Below are 529 nucleotides of genomic sequence, written 5' to 3' on the forward strand. Positions count from 1 at the left end.
CAAATGTACAAGCTGATTTAAAATTATTAGGTATGGGTTTTGGTGACAATGTTGAAAGCTTAAAAGGACAAAATCTACCGATCGTTTTTATTCCAAATACAGGATCACCAGCAGATTATAATGGTAAAGATGTAACAGGAAAAATTGTATATGTAAATAGAGGTAAGGTTGCACTTGTTGATAAAGTGAAAGAAGCACAAAAACATGGAGCTAAAGGGGTAATTTTAGCGAATAATATAGCTGGGGAAGGATTTATTCCAACTTATTTAGGTGCAGGGTATGGAATGATACCAACATTCTCTATATCATCTGAGCAAGCAGCGGTAATTCAACCTCAAACTACTTCAGGAACAGCAACATTCTCATTTGATGAAATGGGAAAACTGACTGATCCAGGTAGCAAATTAGCAAGTTTCAGTTCTCGTGGGCCCGCTCGTATCACATATGATATTAAACCAGAAGTAACAGCGCCTGGTGTATCTGTCTTCTCGACTGTCCCATCTTATATGCATGGGGCAGATCAAATTGG

At 37.8% G+C, this 529-nt stretch carries 1 protein-coding gene; it reads left to right on the forward strand.

The genetic code is table 11. The features are described 5' to 3' along the window. On the forward strand, positions 1 to 529 hold a 529-nt coding region (locus tag CN601_RS21700), incomplete at both ends, for a PA domain-containing protein (protein WP_306659839.1).

The organism is Bacillus sp. AFS017336 (genome assembly GCF_002555445.1).
Taxonomy (GTDB): Bacteria; Bacillota; Bacilli; order Bacillales; family Bacillaceae_G; genus Gottfriedia.